The following is a 21146-nucleotide window of genomic DNA, read 5'->3' as shown; positions in this document are numbered from 1 at the left end:
CCGGTGCCGCCCATCCCGTCATGGGCAACCAGCTTGAGCGCGTCGCCGTCATGTACGAGGGAGTCCTCGCTGGCGATCCGCTTATTGATCGTGATCATCAGCTTTTTTTCTCGCATCAGTTGTCCGACGTGCTGCCGCAGGCGGGCCTGACGGAGGATCAACTGCCGGACCATGACCGGCTCCGTGACCTCGCAGGCAAGATCCCGCTCCCCATCGTCGGTTTGCAACTGGCCCATCAACGTAATAGTGACCATCGGCGCTCCGGAACTCGCGGTACCCTAACAGGAGCCCCCGACGGCGCGCAACCGTGCTTTCCTTTGCGACCGGAGACGACGTAAGATACCGCCTGCTATCATGAAGATCACCGCTACCACATTGCCGGGCGTGCTCCTCATCGAACCGGACGTGTTCACGGATAAGCGCGGGCAGTTTCTGGAAATCCATCATGCGCAGCGCTACAAAAAGGGCGGGATCCCCGGTCCCTTTGTCCAGGACAATCTGTCCCATTCCATCCGAGGGGTACTGCGCGGTCTCCATTATCAGTTGCACCATGCGCAGGGGAAGCTGGTCCTGGCGCTGACCGGGCGCATCTTTGACGTGGCCGTGGACATCCGCAAAGGCTCGCCGACCTTCGGTCAGTGGGTCGGGGTCGAGCTCTCCGGCGAGAACAGGCGGCAGCTCTATATTCCGCCGGGCTTTGCCCATGGATTCTGCGTGGTGAGCGAGACGGCGGACGTGCTCTACAAGTGCACGGACCTCTATTCCACGAACGACGAACGCGGCATCATCTGGAACGATCCGACGGTGGCGATCCCCTGGCCGGTGACCCATCCCGTATTGTCGAACAAAGATGAGGCCTACCCTCGTCTGGCCGAGATGGACGGGGAGCTTCCGGTGTACCGACCGCTGCGAAAACGTCAGGCGGGCTCCCGCTAGGCACGTTGACCGCATCCAAGGGGCCATGGTATGAAATTGCCCGTGCGGGTCGGGCTGGCCGCCGCCGCAGCTAACTAAATCCTGACAGAGACGAGAGGAGATTCGATCATGGGGGACACGGTACGGGTCGGCGAGATTGTGCCCAATTTCGAAATGGATACTTTCGATCCCCAGAAGGGGGAGTTTGGGGCCATTTCCCTAGAGGCGCTGAAGAAGGCGAAGAAGTGGACGGTGCTGGTGTTCTATCCGGCTGACTACACCTTCGTCTGCCCGACGGAACTGGCCGACGTGGCCGACCAGTACAAGGACCTGGCCAAGTCCGGAGTCGAAGTGATCTCCGTCTCCACGGACACCAAGTTTGTCCATCTGGCCTGGCATCGCGAAGAGAAGCTGATGAAGGACGTGACCTACTCGATGGGTGCGGACCCAACAGGCAAGGTGTCGCGACTGTTCGGGGTCTATGACGAGGCCACCGGGCTGGCCCTTCGCGGGACCTTCATCATCAATCCCGAGGGCAAGTTGGTCTGCTCGGAGGTCAACTTCTACAACGTCGGCCGGAGCGCGGCTGAAATGGTCCGGAAGGTCACGGCCAGCATTCACTGCGCGGCGCATCCGGACGAGGCCTGTCCGGCTAATTGGAGCCAGGGGAAGAAGGCTCTGAAACCTGGCGCGAGCATGGTGGGGCGTGTGGCGGAAGCCCTCAAAAAGTAAGCTGCATCAGCAGAGTGAGCAAAGGGCTTATCCCCTCAACAATTAAGGAGTATTTCTCTGACCTTCGTTGACTTCGGCCAACGGGGGTCGTATAGTGGAGGCCATCAGTTGGGCGGCCTCGTGCCAGGGGTGCCGAGAAAGACCAAAGGGAGGATGACATGGTAACGATTTCGGAAGGCGCGGAAAAGAAGATCAAAGAACTCATCGTCGAGGAAAAGGACGCGGTCGGGCTCCGGATCTACGTCAAGGGCGGAGGCTGCCATGGCTATCAGTACGGGATGGCCTTCGAATCCAAGGTCGCCGACGACGACACAGTGATCGAGAAGGGTGGCGTCCAGGTCATTATGGATTCTCAGAGTGCGCCGTTGCTCCAGGGCGCCGAAGTGGATTACGTGGACAGTCTGCAGGGCTCCGGCTTCGCGATCAAAAATCCGCAGGCGAAGACGACGTGCGGCTGCGGCAGCTCCTTCAGCGCCTAGCCGAACGTTGCAAAAGGCTCCCTGCCTCGTTCTGGCATCGCGCGAAGGCTCACCGTACCGCACCGTGTACGCCGTCGCCTGCATGCTCGCTGCGGTCTAGTGAAACAGCCTTTGTGAATGTTCTGAGAACGGGCCGCTGGCTTGCACAGTTAAGGGGGCCGGGGTCATCATGATCCCGGCCTCGTGTTTTTTCAGGACTGCTCCATGCCCGAACCCCTCCTGACCAAACTGATCGAATTTGCAGCGGCGCACCGCTATCACCATGCTGCCTGGGATGCCGCGACCAACCGGCGGGTGTTCGGCGCCTGCAACAACGAGCCGGGCCACGGACACAACTACCTGCTCGAGGTGACGGTGGCCGGGCCAGTGGATCGCCGCATCGGCATGGTCGTCAATCTGTTCGAGCTAAAGGGTGTACTGGTGAAGATGCTGGAGGAGTTCGACCACAAGCATCTCAATCTAGATACGCCCTATTTCAAACAGACCATTCCAACAACCGAAAACATCGCGCGCCTGCTGTGGGCAAAGCTGGCCGGGCAATCGTCCATCGGCCGGCTCGAACGCATCCGGCTTCATGAAGACGAAACGCTCTGGGTAGATCTCACGGCAAACGATTACAAGGCCAATCGAGCGCGCCTCACGCGACGCGCTGGATTTGCTGCCGCGCTACCCGCAGCTTCACGCGGGCAGGGCTATACTGGGCACAACTACGCGGTGGAAGTCACAATTGAGGGAGACATCCATCCGGAGACGGGAATGGTCACCGATCTGGTCACACTGGATAAAACCATCCAGGAACTCGTCGTCGCCCGGTTTGCCGACCGGAACTTGGACAAGGATCCAGCCTTTGCCGCCCAGCCCCTCACGGGCGCCACCTTCGCGCGCTTGCTCTGGTCGCTGCTGGCCAAAGCCATTCCCACTGGACGGTTGCAAAAACTCAGGCTGGTCGAATCAGACAACTGTTTCTACGAATACGCTGAGCACTAGCCCTTCAGCAGATGATCGTTGATCAGCGCGGCTAATTCGGCCGCATCAATCACGCCTTCCCGCGTCAGCAGCAGCTGTCCCTTCGAAAACAGGTGGGTGGTTGGATAAGTCTCGAACGTGTGGGTCCGCTTGATCTCGCGGCACCGGCCGGGGACGTGCATTTTGGCCTTGCCGACTTTCACGCCTGCGAACTTCGCCGCCGTTGCCTCCAGAATCGCATCGTATTGCTTGCAGGGCTCACAGGTGGCTAGCCCGTAGGCGACAACGGCCGCCGGGGCGTCCGTAAACTCCCTGTAGTTGGCATCGCTGACGTCGAGGACCTGTGCGCTCATGGCGGGACTCGCAACGTGACCGGGGAGCCGTTGCCGGTCCCCGGTCGCGAAGGGAAACTTAGCTCAACTTCTTCAGCGCGGCGAGGATCTCTTTGTCATCCCGCGCGACCTTGATCTCCTGCACCTTGGCGTAGGCCACCTTGCCCTGCTTGTCCACAATGACCGTGGCGCGCTTGGAGCAGTTCAGCGGCTCGAAATAGAGGCCGTAGGATTTGGACACCGTCCGGTGCATGTCGGCCAGCAGGCGGTGCTTGAGGTCCAGCGAATCGGCCCAGGCCTTGTGCGAGAAGAAACTGTCGCAGCTGATGCCGAAGACCTCGGCATTGGCGCCCTGGAAGCTGGGGAAGTCGTCCGTCAGGCACTTGTTCTCGCCCTGGCAAACGGGACTCCAGTCCAGCGGATAGAAACAGAGGACGACGTTCTTCTTGCCCTGGTAGTCGCTGAGCTTGACGTCCTTCTGATCTTGATCCTTCAGCGTAAAATCTGGCGCCGCATCTCCCACTTTGACTTCGGGTTTCACATCAGACATGTCCGGCCTCCTTAGGATAGATTGGGATCGAAATCCGGGTCGGCCAGTGTGGTAACACGGTGCCGGAAAGCTTGTCAATTGGACAGAAGGCCTAACCAGTGCCCTCTTGGCCCATACGCAAAATGTTGAAACGACTGACTATTTTGACGGCCAGGTAATTTCTCGAAACGGCATGGAGCGGCCAGCCGGAGCAGCAGTCCGATGGCGGATAACGGAGACAATGAGCCCCTGAAGCGGCAAGGAAAGCGTCGTGCCGACAGACGGCGAGCGGCCGATCCGCAGCAGCTCGCCAGCAATTTCATGCAACGTGTCCAACACCGGTTGCGCCGGCAGCCCGGTCGGCCGGAAGGTCTCCAGTTCGTCCAGCCCGAACTTGCTCAGGCCAAGCGTGTGAAACCAGCCGGTCATCGGATCGGGCGATTCGCTCTGCATCGTCAGGATGTGATGGGACGGGCAAAATCGGTCAAGCGGGCGGTCCTGCCAGTCGGACGGATTGAGGAACGTGTGGGTGCCCAGATCGTAGGCCGTACCCTGCGTGAGCAGGCCGAGGCCGCGGGCAAGGCGGGCTGAATGCAAGATTGTATCGCAGGCCTGTTGCGGGGTGACGGCGGGGCGCAGGATGAGCGCCGCCGCCCGATGGCGCCAGTCCAATTGCATCGCCCAATCCTCCGCCGCGGCTTCGGGCAGTGGAATCTTTGCCCAGGCAGTCCACGGACCGTGCGTCAACAGGGTCGGCTCTGAGCCGGTGACTTTGAGCGGCCCGCCATATTCTAGATCGAACCAGAGTTGTAGCTCGGTGAGCGAAGGCGCCGGTGGGGAATAACCGACGACATAGAACGGCAACCCGCCACCGGAGGGTTTCGGACGCTTCTTTCGGATTTTCATCGAGGAAACCGGAGGGGTCTCAGGCCTTGTGCTTGCGGGCCTTGCGGCGATCTTCCGGATTTAGCATGCGCTTGCGGATACGGATGCTGGAGGGCGTGACCTCCACCAGCTCATCGGCGCCGATGTATTCCAACGCAAACTCGAGCGTCATCTGCCGGGGCGGCGTGAGCGTCAGCGCCTCGTCGGATCCAGAGGCGCGCATGTTTGTCAGTTGCTTGGCCTTGCAGACATTCACGTCCAGATCCTCGTCGCGACTGTTCTGCCCGACAACCATGCCCCGGTAGACCTCGACGCCGGGAGCAAGGAACAGCGCCCCGCGTTCCTGCATCATGAAGAGGCCGTAGGCGTTGCTCGTGCCGTCCTCGTGGGCGACCAGCGAGCCGTGCGGCGCGGTGACAAGCGTCCGCTCGTCGCAAGGGCCGTATTCCTTAAAGACGTGGTGCATGATGACGGTGCCGCGGGTCTTCGTGAGCAAGATCCCCTTCAGGCCGATCACGCCGCGCGTCGGAATGTGATACTCGAGATGAATTTCGCCTGAGCCCGCGTCAGCATGCACGAGCTTCATGTGCCGCAGCTCGCCGCGCCGGCCTCCGATTTCTTCGATCACCACGCCCTGGTACTCGGTCGGCACGGTAATCGTGAGCTCTTCGTAGGGTTCCGTAACCACACTGCCCTCGCGGTGCAGAATCACCTCCGGCTGCGAGACTTGCAACTCGTAGCCCTCGCGCCGCATCTGCTCAATCAACACGGCCAGGTGTAGCTCACCACGGCCCGCGACGAGAAAGCGGTCGGGGCTGTCGGTCTCTTCCGCGCGCAGCGAGACGTTCGTTTCCAGTTCTTTAAAAAGTCGCTCGCGCAGATGGCGGGAGGTGAGGAACTTGCCCTCGCGTCCGGCGAAGGGGCTTGTGTTCACGGCAAAGGTCATCTGGACGGTCGGCTCGTCGATCGTGACCGGCGGCAGCGCGATTGGTTCGGTGGCGTCAGCGATTGTTTCTCCGATGCCGATGTCGGGCAGCCCGGAGACGACGACGATTTCACCTGCCTCGGCCTGTTCGACATCCATCCGTTCCAGACCCGAAAACACCGAGAGGTCGGAGACTTTTCCACCCGCGGGCGCGCCGTCCCGGGCAATCCGCACGACGTTCTGGCGACGTGCGATCGCGCCAGCGTGAATTTTGCCAATGCCCTGCTTGCCCTTGTAGGAATCATAGGTGAGGGCTAGGACCAGAATCTGGAGCGGCGCGTCCTTCAGAATGGCTGGTGCCGGCACATGGGTCAGGATCGTGTCCAGCAGGGGCGTGATCTCGGTGCCGGGCTTGTTGATGTCAAGGGTGGCCACTCCGTTGAGGGCCGACGCATAGACAATGGGAAAATCAAGCTGCTCGTCGGTTGCACCCAGCGCGACGAAGAGATCGAAGGTCCGGTTCACGACGTCGTCGATTACGGCATCCGGCCGGTCGATCTTGTTGATCACGACGATGGCCTTGAGGCCCAGCGCCAGGGCCTTGCGGAGCACGAAAGTTGTCTGCGGCATGGGGCCTTCTTTGGCGTCCACCAGCAGCAGCACGCCATCGACCATACGCAGCGTGCGTTCGACCTCGCCGCCGAAGTCGGCGTGCCCCGGCGTGTCCACGATGTTGATCTTGACGTCCTGGTAGGTGATGCTCGCATTCTTCGCGCGGATCGTGATGCCCCGCTCGCGCTCCTGGTCCATCGAGTCCATGATGCGCTCGCCCATGTCGTTGATCTTGCGATGGACGTGTGTCTGGCGCAGCAGCGCGTCCACGAGCGTGGTCTTGCCGTGGTCCACGTGCGCGATGATGGCGATATTCCGGATATTCGTCCGTCGTGCGGACGGGGCTTTCAATGTCGTGCCGCTCATGAGATTGTTCTTTATACGGCCAAAAAAAAAGACGCCGTCAAATCAGCGTCGGAGCCAGTATAACGGAGCGCCGGCCGAAAAGACAAGGACTGCGCAAAAAACTAGGTCGAGGCTGCGGTTCTGGCCACGCTGGGCAAGGAGCCAAATTTTCTGCGCACACCGGGCCTTCGTCTCCATCTTCTGCTCTTGTGTTTGGAAAGGGTGCGCGGTAAGGTGCTCTCTGTGCAGCCCACCCGGATAAGACGCATCGGCGATGGCCTTTAATGACCGCTTCACGGAATTGCGCGCGCCGGACCTGGCCCGTTGGCCCCGATGGAAAACTCTGCTCGCTGCCACCGGGGCGTTGGCCGTGCTGGGCATCGTTATGGTCAGTGCCATCTTCTGGTGGGCCTCGCAGGAGTTGCCACCGCTGGACCAGCTGTCCGAGTACCAGCCCAGCCAGGTGAGTCGCGTCTATTCGGACGACCGCCAGGTCGTCGGGCAATTCTACATCGAGCGGCGGCTCAAGGTGCAGCTGGCCGACGTGCCGCAAGATCTGATCAATGCCGTCATCGCCGTCGAGGATGCGCGCTTCTTCGAGCATCCCGGGCTGGACATCATCGGCATCGGGCGTGCCGTCTGGACCAACCTGCGGCGCGGCGGCAAGGTTGAGGGCGCCAGCACCATTACACAGCAACTCGCTCGGTCGTTGTTTCTGTCCACCGAGCGGACGTACATGAGGAAAGTCCGCGAACTGATTCTGGCTTATCAAATGGAGCTGATCCTCAGCAAGGAGGAGATCCTTGAGCTCTATCTCAATCAGATTTACTTCGGGCAGGGCGCCTACGGCGTGGCGGCGGCGGCCCAGACCTATTTTGGCAAAAACCTCTCGGAGGTGACCCTTGGCGAGGCGGCCATCCTAGCCGGCCTCCCCAAGTCGCCCACCAATTACTCACCCTATAAAAATCTCGACAAAGCCAAAAAGCGCCAGGAGCACGTGCTGACACGGATGGAGGAAGTGGGCTTCATCAAAGTAGAGGACCGTTTGGCCGCGCTCACCAAGCCGCTGCTCCTTAAGCGGGCGGGGGCTGAGCACGTGGGGCCCTACTTCATCGAAACCGTCCGGCAGCACGTGGTGAACAAATACGGCGAGACGATGGTCTACAAGGGCGGGCTGGAAATTTTCACCACGCTCAATGTCACCATACAGCAGGCGGCGGAGCAGGCGCTCAACCACGGCCTGCGCGAGCTGGACAAACGGCAGGGCTGGCGCGGGCCAATCGGCACACAGGACATCACGACGCTCCCGCCGCCAGGGGTGGCCCTGCCGCAGGACAAGCCGCTCGTGCCCGGTGAAATCGTCCGAGGGGTCGTTATGAAACTCGGGCGCGACGCCGTGCACGTGCAGGTGGGATCGGTGGTCGGACTGATGCTCTTCGAGGACATGAACTGGGCCAAGCGCCGACTGAAGGGGCGCGATCCAGTGAAGGACGCCGTCACACTGCCCACAGTGAAGAATTTGCTGAAGCAGGGCGACGTGATCGAGGTCAGCCTCAAGAAGGTCGAGAAAAACGCGATCTGGTTTCAGCTCGAACAGACGCCTATCGTCGAAGGTGGGCTCATTGCGCTCGACCCGCGCAACGGGTCAATCCGGGCCATGGTCGGCGGCTACGACTTCGCCCGCAGCGAATACAACCGCGTGCTCACGGCGCGCCGCCAGCCCGGCTCGGCCTTCAAGCCGATCATCTATGCCACGGCCTTCAACGAGGGGTTGAGCCCCGCCACGGTGGTCATCGATGCGCCCATCATCTACGAAAACGAGGAGGACCCAGAAAAGACCTGGAAACCGGAGAACTACGGCCACCGCTTCTATGGGCCGGTCAGTCTGCGCGAGGCCCTCATCCATTCGCACAATGTCGCCACGGTCAAGCTACTGGAACGGGTCGGCATCAAGCCCGTGGTCGAGTTCGCGCGGATTCTCGGTATCACCAGTCCGATCAACCAGGACCTGTCGCTCGCGCTGGGCTCTTCCGGGATCACGCCGCTCGAGATGGTCACGGCCTATGCGGTCTTCGCCAACCAGGGCTACAAACTCCAGCCCTATGCGGTCTCGACCGTGCAGAATGCCACGGGCGAGGTGTTGGAGCAAATTCTCTTCGAGCCGCAGCAGGTGATTCAGAAGGAGACGGCCTATCTCATCACGAACGTGCTCGAGGACGTGATCCAGAAGGGGACTGGGCAGCTGGCCAAATCCATTGAGCGGTCCGTGGCGGGCAAGACCGGGACCACCAACGATTTCACGGACGCCTGGTTCATCGGCTATACGCCCAACCTAGTCGCGGCCGTCTGGGTTGGCTTCGACGACATTCGGACGCTGGGGGAGACGGAATCGGGCGCGCATGCGGCGCTGCCGATCTGGCTGAAGTTCATGCAGGCGGCCCTGCCGCTGCTGCCAGCCATGCCGTTCGAGATTCCGGAGGACATCCGCTACGTGCGGGTGGACCCGAAGACCGGCCTGCTGGCGCCGGAGCCGAGTGACCTGGGCATGGTGGAAGTGTTCAACAAGGGAATGGAGCCGACCGAGACGGCTCCGGAGACCGTGAGCCCGGCGGATTTCTATCGGTTAGATCAGATTCCGGAGGCCTATGCGGCGCCGCTCCCGGCACCTGCAGCTCCGATCCCCTCGCCATCCTCAGCACCTGTGCGCCAACCGGCGACGACGCGTTAGCCCTTCGCATCCTGGTATTCCTCGTGCCAGGCCATCTGGATGACTTCAAGGAGTTTTTCATTGGACTTCTTGGGATCGTCCTTGAATTCAGGCAGCGCGGTGATCCAGGCGTGCATGTCGGTGAAGCGGACGGTCAGCGGGTCGGTTTCGGGATGAGTCTCCACCAGCCTGAGCGCAATTTCTTCTGCATCCTGCCACGTCAGATTCATCAACGGCTCCTATTTCAGTACGTCTGAGACAGTTTTGTTCTGCAACGCCTGCTTAAGCGAGTCATCCATCAGGCTGGCAGTCAGATGGTGTGCGGCCTGTTCGATGTTGGTCATGCAGGCGCGAATGCCCTTGGGATCGTTCCCGTCCTTAGCGGCCGCCAGGGCGGTCAGCGCCGTGCGGATTGCGGCGACTTCTTCAGACGGGATGAGATGGCCGCCCTGCGACAGCGTTTTTTCCGTGGCCGTGATCAGCGCCCCCGCATCCAGCCGTGCTTCGATCAAACGGCGGGCGGTGATGTCCTCAACGGCGAACTTGAATGAATCACCGATCATCCGTTCGACTTCCTCGTCCGACAGGCCGTAGGAGGGCTTCACCTCAATGGACTGGCTCTGGCCGGTCCGCATGTCTCTGGCGGTCACGTTTAAGATGCCGTTCGCATCGATCAAAAACGTCACCTCGATGCGTGGCACGCCGGCGGGCAGGGGCAGCATCCTGAGCCGGAACCGCGCGAGGCTCCGGTTGTCCCGCCCCAGCTCGCGCTCACCCTGAAGAATGTGGATGTCCACGCCGGTCTGGCCGTCCACGTAGGTTGTGAACATTTCCTTGGCGCTTGCCGGAATGGTCGTGTTGCGTCGGATGAGCGGGCTCATGACGCCGCCCATCGTTTCAATCCCCAGCGAGAGGGGCGTCACGTCCAGGAGCAACATGCCCTGTGTGCCGCCGCTTAGGATATCCGCCTGCACGGCGGCCCCAAGCGCGACAACTTCGTCAGGATTCAAATGGCTGTGTGGAGCCTTGCCGAAGAGCTCCTCAACGCGGCGGCGCACGAGCGGCATGCGCGTAGAGCCGCCCACCAGCACCACCTCGTCAATCTCGCTGGCTTGCAGGCCGGCATCCTTGAGCGCCTGGCGGCAGGGCGCGATCGTGCGTTCCACGAGGGCCTTCGTCAGCGTTTCCAGTTGCGCACGGGTGAAATCACGCGTAAAGGTGCCCTCGCCGCCCGGCAGCGTCAGCGTGGCCGTGGTGCTGGTGCTGTTGGAGAGGCGGATTTTTACCTGTTCCGCTTCCAGCCGCAGTGCCTGCATCGCGTCCGGGTGTTTCGCGAGATCAAGGCTGTGCCGCGCGCGCACTTCCTCAAGCAGCACGTCCGCCACCGTCCGGTCAAAGTCGTCGCCACCAAGGTGGGTGTTCCCGTTGGTGGATAGCACCTCGAAGATGCCGTCTTTGAGTTTCAAAATGGAAATGTCGAAAGTGCCGCCTCCCAGGTCGTACACGGCGATCGTGCCCTGCGTGCGCTGCTGCAGGCCGTAGGCGAGCGCAGCGGCCGTCGGCTCGTTGATGATGCGGACGACGTCCAGCCCCGCGATCGTGCCCGCGTCCTTCGTGGCCTGCCGCTGGCTGTCGTTGAAATAGGCCGGGACGGTGATGACGGCCTGGGCGATATCCTCGCGCAGAACTTCCTCAGCGCGGCGCTTGAGTTCCTTGAGGATCATGGCCGAGATTTGCGGCGGCGAATAGGTCTTCTCACCAACCTTGATGCGGATCACGCCGCCCTGTTCGGACAGAGTGTACGGGAAATAGTTTAGTTCCGCGGCCACGTCGGCCAGGCCCTTGCCCATGAAGCGCTTGACGGAATAGACCGTGCGCGCCGGATCGTGGAGGAGATGTGCTTTGGCCGGATCGCCGACGATCAGACCATTGTCCGTCATGGCGACGACGGAGGGCACCATTGTGCGTTCGTTGGCGCCGGCGATGACGCGTGGAGCGCCGCGCTCCATGTAGGCGATCAGGGAGTTGGTGGTGCCGAGGTCAATGCCGACGATCCGCATGCTCGCCTTCGATGGTCGCCACGACATCGTTTAAAATATTGCGCAGGTAGGTCCGGTTCGAGAGCAGCTCGCGCAGCTCCTTGAGCGCCGCGTCCTTCTCAGCCCTCAGCGCGTCCGCCTGCGGAGCCCGCACTTGAAGGGCGTCCCACTTGGTGAAGAGGTCCGACAGCCACGCGTCCATGCCGACAAACCGTTCTTCCAGATGGATGCGGTCCTTCTGGAGCTTGGCCTTCTGGATCTCGAGACCTTTTGGATCGTGCGCAGCGTCCGCCTCGCGATAGGCGTCGAGGTCTTCCTGTAATTCGAGAATTTCCTCAAAGAGATCCGCCGGCGGGGAGTTGCGGATGTCCTTGGCCGCGCCGGCTTGAAGCTTCAACAGATACTCGGCTCGCTGCACGGGATCTTTTAGCGTGCGGTAGGCCGTGTTGAGCAGGGCCGAATTATTCAGGCTGATCTGTTTCTCCGTCTCAGTCTTGGTCTGGAAAAAGTCCGGATGAAACGCCCGGCTCAACTCGTAATAGGTTTCTTCCAGCGCCTTCGGATTGAGATGGAGTCGGGGTGGCAGACCCAGGCAGGAGAAGTAATCCATGTCCTTCGACAGGGGCTGCACCTTCACGCATTGGCCGCAGTAGTACTCGCCCGTGATTTCCGACTGGCAGTGCCAGCACATGCTGCGAGCCATCGGCAGTTCGGTGTGTTTAGATGTTTGTGACGGAGGGTGTTCCATGGTTATGGTTTTTGATACGACGGGCAGGGCAACTGAGGCAGCCGCCGTACGCGTCGTCATCGGCCGGCCTCCGATTCAGGCTGAAAAGGACTCCCCGCAGCCGCAGGTTTTCTGCGCGTTTGGATTGATGAACTTGAACGAGCCACTCATCAGGTCCTTCTGGAAGTCGAGCTGCGTACCCTGCAGATAGATGGCGCTCTTCATGTCCACGATCACCTTGACGCCGTCGAACTCGCAGACGGTGTCGTGCGGGCCGATCTTCTCGTCAAAATTGATCGTATAGCTGAGCCCCGAGCAGCCACCGCCCTTGACGCCCACCCGCAGGCCGCCCTCGGTGAGGCCCTGCACGTTTATCAGGCGCTTGAGTTCCGTGAGCGCCGCGTCGGTCAGCGTGATGGCCGGGGTCTGCGGAGTCTGTGTCGTCTCCATGACAGGTCTCCTTACTTGCCGTCGCCCTTCTTCTTGTAATCGGCCAGCGCCGCCTTGATGGCGTCCTCGGCCAGGACGGAGCAGTGAATCTTCACGGGCGGCAGGTTGAGCTCCTGCACGATGTCCGTGTTCTTGATCTGCTGGGCCTCGTCGATCGTCTTACCCTTGAGCCATTCGGTCGCGAGGCTCGAGCTGGCGATCGCCGAGCCGCAGCCGAAGGTCTTGAACTTCGCGTCCACGATCTTCTCGCCTTCGACCTTGATCTGCAGCTTCATGACGTCGCCGCACTCGGGCGCGCCGACAATGCCGGTACCCACGTGCTTGTCGTCCTTGGGCAGGCTGCCCATGTTGCGCGGATTATTGAAATGATCGACGACCTTATCGCTGTATGCCATGACTTCCTCCTTGCCTTCGTTGCACGTTGTCCGCTGCTGCAGGGGGCCCCGCCCCTTCGGCGAGGCACGCGCTCAGTGTGCAGCCCATTGAACGGATTTCAAATCAATGCCTTCCTTTGCCATTTCGTAAAGGGGGGACATCTCCCGGAGCTTGGTCACGATTTCGACAATGCGCTTGATCGTATAGTCCACCTGCTCGTCCGTGGTGAACCGGCCCAGACCGAACCGGAGCGAGGAGTGAGCCAAGTCCGAGCCCACACCCAGTGCCCGCAATACGTACGACGGCTCCAGCGTGGCCGAAGTGCAGGCCGAGCCGGACGACAGCGCAATTTCCTTCAACCCCATCAACATGGACTCGCCCTCGACGTAGGCGAAGGAAATGTTCAGATTGCCCGGCAGCCGCTTGGTCGGATGCCCGTTGAGATAGGTCTCCTCCAGCGCTTTCATAATGCTGTTCTGCATCCGGTCCCGCATGGCCGAAAGTCTCCGGCCTTCGGCTTCCATTTCCTGCCCGCCCAGCTCGCAGGCCTTGCCGAAGCCCACGATCAGCGGCACGGCCAGCGTGCCGGAGCGCATGCCGCGCTCGTGCCCGCCGCCGTCCATCTGTGCGGTGATGCGGACGCGCGGGGCCTTCTTGCGCACGTAGAGCGCGCCGATGCCCTTCGGGCCGTAAATTTTATGCCCTGTGAAGGACAGGAGATCGACGCCCATCTCCTGTACGTTCACCGGAATCTTGCCGACGCCCTGCGTGGCATCGCAGTGGAACAGGACGCCCTTTTCCTTGGCGATTTTGCCGATCTCTGCAACCGGGTTGATCGTGCCGATCTCGTTGTTGGCTTGCATGATCGAGATCAGGACGGTTTTGTCAGTGAGGGCGTTGCGTACATCCTCCGGGTTCACCATGCCGTGCTTGTCCACGGGGAGATAGGTCACCGTGGCCTTGCCCTTGGCTTCCAGCGCCTTGGCGGTGTCCAGCACGGCCCGGTGCTCGGTTGAGGACGTGATGATGTGGTTGCCCTTCTCGTGATACATCTCAATGACGCCCTTAAGGGCCAGGTTGTTGGATTCTGTGGCGCCGCTGGTGAAGACAATTTCCTTCGCGTCGGCATGGATCAGCTTGGCGATCTGCTTGCGGGCGGTCTCAACAGCCTCCTCGGCCTCCCAGCCGAAGGCGTGGTTGCGGCTGGCCGCGTTGCCGAACTTTTCGCAGAAATAGGGTAGCATCGCCTCCAGGACGCGTGGGTCCATCGGCGTGGTCGAATGGTTGTCGAGAAAGATCGGAAACTTCATGAGGACACTCCTTCTCCGGCTGTCGAGAGCGATTGCACGGTGATTAGCGGCGTGCCGCCCAGCATGTCGGCGACGGTCATGTTGTTCAACAGTTGATAAATGCTGTCCTGTACTTTCAGGAGGGGCGTGCGAATGTTGCAGTGATTGAAGCAGGAACAGGAGGGGGACTTGTCGTCCTGTTCCTGGTGGCAGTCGGTGATGCCGAGCGGGCCCTCGATGGCTTCCAGCACCTGCGCGATCGTAATCTCGCGGGCATTGCGGGCCAGCAGATAGCCGCCTTTTGGCCCGTTCTGACTTTCGACAAGGCCCTGCTTGGCCAGCGTCTGCAGTACCTTGGCGAGCAGTTCGGCGGGGATGTGGTACTCCTCCGCGATCTCCTTGGTGTTGACAACACGCGCCTTGTGCAGGTCGCCGAACTGCACGGAGGCGATGTACTGCAGGGCCATCAACCCATAGTCCGCTTTTTTCGAAAGCTTCAACATGGCATTCTCCAACAAGGGGGATCGGAGACTCTTTTAATCTCCGATCATTCTGGTCGGACACATGATATAAGCAGATCTCGCGTATTGTCAACAGATAATAAGTCTTTAGAAAACAATATATTGCGTTAAAAAATAAGTGATGAAAAAACGCATGTCGCTGTGTTAATGTTAGCCACCTCTAGCGTAAAATAATCTGTGGATAGCGATGGGTGGAACGAACCCTTACATCGAAAAAGCGGGCTTTGAACGGCCAACCAAGTCCTTCACGGTCACATTCATTATGCCGGACAAGACCGAGCACAGAGTGCAGGTCGACCCGGCGAAGATTCCCTATGGCGAAACTGGCCAGCCGGGCAGCATCCTCGACATCGCGATGGGCAACGGCATCGAGCTGGAGCATGTCTGCGGCGGCGTTTGCGCCTGCTCGACCTGCCACGTGATCGTCAAGCAGGGCTTGGACACCTGCAGCGACGGCACGGACGACGAGTTCGACCAGCTTGAGGAGGCGCCGGCCGTGACGCTGAATTCACGGCTCGGCTGCCAGTGCGTGCCGAACGGAACGAAGGACATCCTCGTCGAAATCCCCACCGTGAACATCAACCGGGTCAAGGAAAGCCACTGACTGCAAACCTATAAACGATGAACGCTAATTGATGAACTGATCGATCTTCAGATCATCGTGCCGCGTTCCTCCTTCATGCATGGTTTAGGGTCCGCTCCCTATACATCCCCCAGATCGCATGCTATAGATACCGCTCATGTTTCGCGATTCAGATGCGGTGAGTAAGTCCGGTGCAGGCGGGCCAGCGGGGAAAGTCCGCGTGCGGTTTGCGCCGAGTCCGACCGGCTATCTCCACATCGGCGGCGTCCGTACGGCCCTCTTCAACTGGCTCTTCGCGCGGCGCCATGGCGGCGCCTTTATCCTCCGCATTGAAGACACGGACCAGGACCGCTCCACCGACGAGGCCATTACCGCTATTCTCAAGGGCATGAAATGGGTTGGATTGGACTGGGATGAAGGCCCCTTCCGCCAGACCGAGCGTATGGACCTCTATCGGGAGCATGCGACGAAGCTGCTCGATCAGGGCCAGGCGTACTGGTGCGTCTGCACGCCCGACGAACTGGAGGCGCGTCGCAAGGAACAATTGGCAAAGGGGCTCAGCCAGAAATACGACGGCCGCTGCCGCAACAAGGGCCTCAGGAAACCGTCGGGCGACGCGGCGCTGCGGTTCAAGGCGCCGCAGGAGGGAGAGATCGTTATTGACGATCTCGTGAAGGGTCGGGTCGTCTTTGACAACAGCGCGGTGGACGATCTGATTATTCTCCGCTCCAACGGCTATCCGACCTACAACTTTTCCGTCGTCGTGGACGACGCGCTCATGGGCATCACCCACGTCATTCGGGGGGACGACCACCTGACCAACACGCCGCGCCAGATTCCCATGTTTCAGGCGCTGGGATTTGCCGTACCGATCTTCGGGCATCTGTCAATGATTCTCGGTTCCGACAAGACGCGCCTCTCCAAGCGGCACGGCGCTACCTCCGTGCTGGCCTATCGCGACATGGGGTATTTGTCTGAGGCGGTGGTCAACTATCTGGTGCGGCTCGGCTGGTCGTATGGTGATCAGGAGCTCTTCACGCGCCAGGAGCTGATCGAAAAATTCAACTTCGAGCATGTGCAGGCCTCCTCAGCCGTGTTCAATCCGGAGAAGATGCTCTGGGTGAACGAGCAGTACCTCAAGCAAAACGATCCGGCGCATGTGGCTACATTGCTGGTTCCGTTTCTGGAGCAGGCCGGATTCAAAGAGCAGGCGAGAGCAGCTCCAGCCGACTGGCTGGCCAAACTGGTTGTGATGGTGCGGGAGCGGACAAAAACGCTTACTGAAATGGTCACGTGGGTCACGCCCTATTTCGGTCCGGACGCGGCGATGGACGAGGAGGCGGTGAAAAAGCAGCTCACGCCCACCATCGTACCGGCCCTCGCCGTCTTGATCGCCCGGTTCGAAGCCGAGCCGACCTTTCACAAGGCGCAGTGGGAGACGATCTTCAAGCAGGTGGTGGAAGAACAGGGGATGAAGATGGGCCAGCTTGCCCAGCCGGTTCGTGTCGCACTCACCGGCCGCACGGCCAGCCCAGGCCTTTTCGATGTGATGGACGTATTGGGGCGCGACCGGACGCTCGCGCGCCTCAAAAAAGGTCTCGCGCGGGCGCAGGGCTCGGCTTGACCTCCGCCGCATCCATATATTAGGCTTACCCTCGGTTGGGGGATCGTCTAGCGGTAGGACGTCAGTCTCTGGATCTGACTACCTAGGTTCGATTCCTAGTCCCCCAGCCAACTTTTGCTTTCCGGTTTCACCAGGACTGACGCCTGTGCAAGGGCCGGTCCAGTTGGCTTGGGTCCCCGTGTTCGGACGGCTTTCCTTGTGATTCGTCAGTTCTCATTATAAAGTAGCCTGTCTTTAGATCCCGGGTCCGGTCGCGCTGGGGGATCGTCTAGTGGCAGGACGCCGGCCTTTGGAGCCGGCTACCTAGGTTCGAATCCTAGTCCCCCAGCCAACTACCTTCGGCGCGACAATGAATTTTCTTACTGAAAGATCCCCGGCGCGGCCTATGCACGCTATCGCACTGCGCGCGCTGGTGACGATTTTGCTGGTGGCTGCTGGAAGCAGCGGGCATTCAGCTGAGCCGGCCAAGGCTGTCTTCGCCGGCGGCTGCTTTTGGTGCATGGAGGAGGCCTTCGAGAAGGTCGAGGGCGTGGTCTCCGTCACGTCCGGCTACATGGGCGGGAAAACGGCAGCCCCGACCTATGAGGAAGTCTCAGCCGGGGGCACCGGCCATGCCGAGTCGGTGGAAGTCCTCTACGATCCGTCGAAAGTCACCTATCAGAAACTGCTCGACCATTTTTGGAAGAACGTGGATCCCATCACATCGAATGCGCAGTTCTGCGATCACGGTTCACAGTACCGGGCGGTGATTTTCTATGGCAACGATCAGGAGAAACAGCAGGCCGCGGCGTCCAAACAGGCGCTCGTACAGTCCAAACGGTTCCAGGAGCCGATCGTGACCGAAGTCGCGATGGCGGCGCAGTTCTACCCGGCGGAGGAGTACCACCAGGACTTCTATAAGAAGAATCCCATCCGCTACAAGTTCTACAAGACCAGCTGCGGGCGTGTGAATCGCTTAGAGCTGTTGTGGGGGAAGCCGTAGGCTAGGGAACCCCTTCCAGTTCCTCTTCGGCAAAGGCGGGATGGCCGAGGGTGTGTATGGACGCATTGGTCGTTCCGCCTGGCCGCAGATTCGAGAAATCAAACAGCTTGCGATCCATCAGCAGCGACGGGGCGACATTCGAGAGTGCGGCGAAGATGCTGTCGGTAGAACCGGGCATCGTCTGTTCCCACTTGCGGACCATCGCCTTGACTTCTTTTCGCTTGAGATTCTCCTGTGAGCCGCAGAGATCGCAGGGGATAATCGGAAACTCCCGCAGGTCCGCGTAGCGGGCCAGATCTGCCTCCGGCACGGCCGCCAGCGGACGAATCACCAAATGCCGTCCGTCCTTTGAGCGCAGCTTCGGCGGCATGGTCTTGAGCTTGCCGGTATAGAACAAATTTAAAAACAGCGTTTCGATGATGTCATCGCGATGGTGGCCGAGCGCGATCTTGGTCGCCCCCAGGTCCGCGGCCACGCGGTAGAGGTGCCCCCGCCGGAGCCGTGAGCAGAGCGAGCAGGTGGTCTGGCCTTCCGGAATCAATCGTTTGACGACGGAATAGGTATCGCGCGTTTCAATATGAAAGGGGACCCCGCGCTTCGTCAGATAATCTGGCAGCACGTGGGCGGGAAATCCCGGCTGCTTCTGATCAAGATTTACCGCAACCAATTCGAACCGGATCGGCGCGCGCTGCTGCAGGATCATGAGGATGTCTAGCAGGCCGTAACTGTCCTTGCCCCCGGAGAGGCAGACCATGACCGTGTCGCCGTCTTCAATCATGCGATAGTCAGCGATGGCCTGGCCAACCAGCCGGCAGAGGCGTGTCTGGAGTTTCTCCAGCGCGGGGGGCAGTTTCATGGTGGGCATTCTACCTAGAGTCGCTACAAAAAGGGAGGTCTTGGTAATATGGGAGCATGCCGACCATCTTGTTTATCTGCACTGGTAACGTCTTTCGCAGTGTGACGGCAGAGTATGCACTGAAGGCCAGACTTGGCCCCGGGACCAAACTCATTGTTGGCTCAGCCGGCATTGAGGCCAAGCCGCAGCCGGTGCATCCCATGATCATCGAGTATCTGCGCGCCAAGGGGACTGATCCCTCGGCTCACATTCAACGGAAACTCACACGCGAATTATTGGAAAGCGCCGATCTGGCCGTTGCCATGGGGTTCGACCACCGTGACTTCATCCGTGAGCAATTCGGCCGCGCCGTGCCGCTCTTTAATCAGGTCTGTTTTGAAAAAGAAGAGCCGGTGTTGGATGTGCACGAGGTGCTGCCAAACTGGCTGGAGGACATGGCCGCGGCCCGAGCCTACGTGAAATCAGTCGTTGATCACATTTGGGATTCGGCGCCCGCTCTGTTGGCGAGGCTCCCCAGACGGTGATCAGCCGTCCTGCTGCGTCTTTTCGATTTTTGCCCAGGTATCGCGGAGGGGCACGGTGCGGTTGAAGGTGAGCAGGCCTTTTGTCGTATCTGAATCCACACAAAAGTACCCCTGCCGTTCAAACTGATACCGGTCGCCGATTTTTCCATTCAAGAGACTTGGTTCGACTTTGCAGCCGGTCAGTTTCTCTAATGATTGGGGATTAAGATAGAGCGTCAAATCATGGTCTGGCGGGACCTTGGCGAGATCGGTCTTGAGCAGCGTGTCGTAGAGCCGAATCTCAGCGTCGAGTGCATGCTTGGCCGATACCCAGTGAATGGTCGCCTTGACCTTGCGGTTCGCCTGTGGGCCTCCGCTCCTCGTGCCTGGATCGTAGGTGCACCGAACTTCGATGACCTCGCCGCGCTCGTTCGTCACCAGGCTCTCGCATTTAATAATGTAAGCGTAACGGAGACGCACTTCTGTGCCGGGGGATAGACGAAAATATTTCGGTGGCGGGACTTCTCGGAAATCCTCCTGCTCAATGTAAATGGTGCGGGCGAAGGGGACCTTTCGCGTGCCGGCGCGTGCATCTTCCGGGTTGTTCACTGCCTCCAGCTCCTCGACTTGACCTTCGGGGTAATTTTCAATCACGATTTTCAGCGGTTTGAGCACGGCCATGACGCGCAGGGCGCGCTTATTGAGGTCTGTGCGGATAAAATGTTCGAGCAGGGCCATCTCGATGGTCGCATCGCGTTTGGCCACGCCGATATGCTCGCAAAACGTCCGGAGGGCTTCTGGCGTGTAGCCGCGCCGGCGCAGACCCTTGATCGTGGGCAGGCGCGGATCATCCCACCCGCTGACCAGTTTCTTGCCAACCAGTTCCAGCAGCCGCCGTTTGCTCATGACGGTGCCGGGGAGATTCAGTCGCGCGAACTCGATTTGCTGCGGGCAGCTCGGCGCCTCGCATTCAGCCACCACCCAGTTGTAGAGCGGCCGGTGATCCTCGAACTCTAGCGTGCAAATGGAATGGGTGATCCCTTCCAGCGCATCCGAGAGCGGATGCGCAAAATCATAGGACGGATAGATGCACCATTGATTACCGGTCCGGTAATGTACGGCCTTGCGGATGCGGTACAGCACCGGATCGCGCAGGTTGATGTTCGGTGAGGCCATGTCGATTTTCGCGCGCAGGACGTGGGCGCCGTCAACGAATTCGCCGGCCTTCATACGCTGGAACAAGTCCAGGTTTTCCTCGACCGAGCGGGTGCGGTGCGGGCTGTCCTGGCCCGGCTCGGTGAGCGTGCCCCGGTGCGTGCGAATATCCTCCGCCGATGAGCTGTCCACGTAAGCCTTGCCCTTGTTGATCAGCGTGACGGCAAACGCGTAGAGCGTGTCGAAGTAGTTTGAGGCGTAAAGCATCTTGCCGGGCCAGGCGAAACCCAGCCAGCGCACGTCGTCCTGAATGGCCTGCACGTATTCCGGATCTTCGGTTTCGGGATTCGTGTCGTCGAAGCGCAGATAGCAGATGCCCTTGTACTCGATCGCGAGGCCGAAGTTCAGGCAGATGGACTTCGCGTGGCCGATGTGCAGATAACCGTTCGGCTCCGGCGGAAAGCGCGTGACGACGCGCGTGCACCGGCCGGATGCGAGGTCCTGCGCGACGATCTCGCGGATGAAATTCGTCGGTGCGGTGGAGTCGGGCGTCGTCATCGCACAGGAAATCTAGCATAAATAAGGCGGACAGGAATAGACGGGGAAACGAAACGC

Annotated in this window: 23 protein-coding genes and 2 tRNA genes; 11 read left to right on the top strand and 14 right to left on the bottom strand. The window is 60.4% G+C overall.

Annotated features, from left to right (window positions below):
- Positions 1 to 254: hypothetical protein (locus FJ248_07405; protein ID MBM4120705.1), on the bottom strand; the 254-nt coding region annotated here is incomplete at its 3' end.
- Positions 255 to 354: 100 nt separating this feature from the next.
- On the opposite strand from FJ248_07405, the gene rfbC reads away from it, so the two are divergent.
- The 4 genes from rfbC (at position 355) to FJ248_07385 (ending at position 3113) form a co-directional block, all read left to right on the top strand.
- Positions 355 to 936 (top strand): dTDP-4-dehydrorhamnose 3,5-epimerase, encoded by a 582-nt coding sequence (gene rfbC, locus FJ248_07400; protein ID MBM4120704.1) that lies wholly within the window; start codon positions 355 to 357, stop codon positions 934 to 936.
- Positions 937 to 1044: 108 nt separating this feature from the next.
- Entirely contained in the window at positions 1045 to 1647 is a 603-nt protein-coding gene (locus tag FJ248_07395; protein MBM4120703.1) for a redoxin domain-containing protein, read from the top strand.
- A 158-nt stretch (positions 1648 to 1805) separates the two neighbouring features.
- Positions 1806 to 2126, top strand: coding sequence for an iron-sulfur cluster insertion protein ErpA (gene erpA, locus FJ248_07390; GenBank protein ID MBM4120702.1), 321 nt, complete (start codon positions 1806 to 1808; stop codon positions 2124 to 2126).
- A gap of 204 nt (positions 2127 to 2330) precedes the next feature.
- Entirely contained in the window at positions 2331 to 3113 is a 783-nt protein-coding gene (locus tag FJ248_07385; GenBank protein ID MBM4120701.1) for a 6-pyruvoyl tetrahydropterin synthase, read from the top strand.
- Here the strand turns inward: FJ248_07385 and FJ248_07380 are convergent.
- From FJ248_07380 to typA, 4 genes are all read right to left on the bottom strand, one after another.
- Positions 3110 to 3445, bottom strand: coding sequence for a thioredoxin family protein (locus FJ248_07380; GenBank protein MBM4120700.1), 336 nt, complete (start codon positions 3443 to 3445; stop codon positions 3110 to 3112). The two genes, FJ248_07385 and FJ248_07380, sit on opposite strands and share 4 nt — an antisense overlap.
- Before the next feature lie 58 nt (positions 3446 to 3503).
- Positions 3504 to 3974 (bottom strand): redoxin domain-containing protein, encoded by a 471-nt coding sequence (locus tag FJ248_07375; protein MBM4120699.1) that lies wholly within the window; start codon positions 3972 to 3974, stop codon positions 3504 to 3506.
- Between the two features lie 138 nt (positions 3975 to 4112).
- Positions 4113 to 4859 carry a hypothetical protein gene (locus FJ248_07370; GenBank protein ID MBM4120698.1) on the bottom strand — a complete coding sequence of 249 codons (747 nt, stop codon included), beginning with the start codon at positions 4857 to 4859 and terminating at the stop codon, positions 4113 to 4115.
- 19 nt (positions 4860 to 4878) lie between these two features.
- Entirely contained in the window at positions 4879 to 6741 is a 1863-nt protein-coding gene (typA, locus tag FJ248_07365) for a translational GTPase TypA (protein ID MBM4120697.1), read from the bottom strand.
- 253 nt (positions 6742 to 6994) lie between these two features.
- Between typA and FJ248_07360 the strand changes: the two genes are divergently transcribed.
- Positions 6995 to 9448 carry a PBP1A family penicillin-binding protein gene (locus FJ248_07360; protein ID MBM4120696.1) on the top strand — a complete coding sequence of 818 codons (2454 nt, stop codon included), beginning with the start codon at positions 6995 to 6997 and terminating at the stop codon, positions 9446 to 9448.
- Here FJ248_07360 and iscX read toward each other — a convergent pair.
- From iscX to FJ248_07325, 7 genes are all read right to left on the bottom strand, one after another.
- A complete protein-coding gene (iscX, locus tag FJ248_07355) occupies positions 9445 to 9657 on the bottom strand; it encodes a Fe-S cluster assembly protein IscX (protein ID MBM4120695.1) in 213 nt (70 codons plus the stop codon). The two genes, FJ248_07360 and iscX, sit on opposite strands and share 4 nt — an antisense overlap.
- Positions 9658 to 9666: 9 nt before the next feature.
- Positions 9667 to 11487 (bottom strand): molecular chaperone DnaK, encoded by a 1821-nt coding sequence (gene dnaK, locus FJ248_07350; protein MBM4120694.1) that lies wholly within the window; start codon positions 11485 to 11487, stop codon positions 9667 to 9669.
- Positions 11468 to 12274, bottom strand: a complete 807-nt coding sequence (gene hscB, locus FJ248_07345; protein ID MBM4120693.1) for a Fe-S protein assembly co-chaperone HscB — start codon at positions 12272 to 12274, stop codon at positions 11468 to 11470. Before hscB ends, dnaK begins: the two co-directional genes overlap by 20 nt.
- A gap of 15 nt (positions 12275 to 12289) precedes the next feature.
- The gene (locus FJ248_07340) at positions 12290 to 12643 is read right to left on the bottom strand and encodes an iron-sulfur cluster assembly accessory protein (GenBank protein MBM4120692.1); all 354 of its coding nucleotides are present in this window, start codon (positions 12641 to 12643) and stop codon (positions 12290 to 12292) included.
- A gap of 11 nt (positions 12644 to 12654) precedes the next feature.
- Positions 12655 to 13038 carry a Fe-S cluster assembly scaffold IscU gene (gene iscU / locus FJ248_07335; GenBank protein ID MBM4120691.1) on the bottom strand — a complete coding sequence of 128 codons (384 nt, stop codon included), beginning with the start codon at positions 13036 to 13038 and terminating at the stop codon, positions 12655 to 12657.
- A 72-nt stretch (positions 13039 to 13110) separates the two neighbouring features.
- On the bottom strand, positions 13111 to 14328 hold the full coding sequence (locus tag FJ248_07330; protein MBM4120690.1) for an IscS subfamily cysteine desulfurase: 1218 nt from the start codon (positions 14326 to 14328) through the stop codon (positions 13111 to 13113).
- Entirely contained in the window at positions 14325 to 14810 is a 486-nt protein-coding gene (locus FJ248_07325) for an Rrf2 family transcriptional regulator (GenBank protein ID MBM4120689.1), read from the bottom strand. The genes FJ248_07330 and FJ248_07325 overlap by 4 nt, the downstream gene beginning before the upstream one ends.
- 205 nt (positions 14811 to 15015) lie before the next feature.
- On the opposite strand from FJ248_07325, the gene FJ248_07320 reads away from it, so the two are divergent.
- From FJ248_07320 to msrA, 5 genes are all read left to right on the top strand, one after another.
- Entirely contained in the window at positions 15016 to 15432 is a 417-nt protein-coding gene (locus FJ248_07320; GenBank protein ID MBM4120688.1) for a 2Fe-2S iron-sulfur cluster binding domain-containing protein, read from the top strand.
- A 136-nt stretch (positions 15433 to 15568) separates the two neighbouring features.
- Positions 15569 to 17035: a glutamate--tRNA ligase gene (gene gltX, locus FJ248_07315; protein MBM4120687.1), complete on the top strand. Its 1467-nt coding sequence runs from the start codon at positions 15569 to 15571 to the stop codon at positions 17033 to 17035.
- A gap of 36 nt (positions 17036 to 17071) precedes the next feature.
- Positions 17072 to 17145, top strand: a tRNA-Gln gene (locus FJ248_07310).
- Positions 17146 to 17292: 147 nt separating this feature from the next.
- A tRNA-Gln gene (locus tag FJ248_07305) sits at positions 17293 to 17366 on the top strand.
- A gap of 54 nt (positions 17367 to 17420) precedes the next feature.
- Positions 17421 to 18017, top strand: a complete 597-nt coding sequence (gene msrA, locus FJ248_07300; protein ID MBM4120686.1) for a peptide-methionine (S)-S-oxide reductase MsrA — start codon at positions 17421 to 17423, stop codon at positions 18015 to 18017.
- Between the two features lies 1 nt (position 18018).
- Here msrA and ttcA read toward each other — a convergent pair whose 3' ends face one another.
- A complete protein-coding gene (ttcA, locus tag FJ248_07295; GenBank protein ID MBM4120685.1) occupies positions 18019 to 18882 on the bottom strand; it encodes a tRNA 2-thiocytidine(32) synthetase TtcA in 864 nt (287 codons plus the stop codon).
- A 47-nt stretch (positions 18883 to 18929) separates the two neighbouring features.
- Between ttcA and FJ248_07290 the strand changes: the two genes are divergently transcribed.
- Positions 18930 to 19397: a hypothetical protein gene (locus tag FJ248_07290; protein ID MBM4120684.1), complete on the top strand. Its 468-nt coding sequence runs from the start codon at positions 18930 to 18932 to the stop codon at positions 19395 to 19397.
- Here FJ248_07290 and FJ248_07285 read toward each other — a convergent pair whose 3' ends face one another.
- Positions 19398 to 21089, bottom strand: a complete 1692-nt coding sequence (locus FJ248_07285; GenBank protein ID MBM4120683.1) for a glutamine--tRNA ligase/YqeY domain fusion protein — start codon at positions 21087 to 21089, stop codon at positions 19398 to 19400. It lies immediately after the preceding gene.
- Between the last annotated feature and the right edge of the window lie 57 nt (positions 21090 to 21146).

It is taken from the genome of Nitrospira sp. (assembly GCA_016873435.1).
Taxonomy (GTDB): domain Bacteria; phylum Nitrospirota; class Nitrospiria; order Nitrospirales; family Nitrospiraceae; genus VGXF01.
The sequence above is the reverse complement of the archived record's forward strand: the minus strand, read 5'-3'. Positions and strand labels throughout refer to the sequence as shown.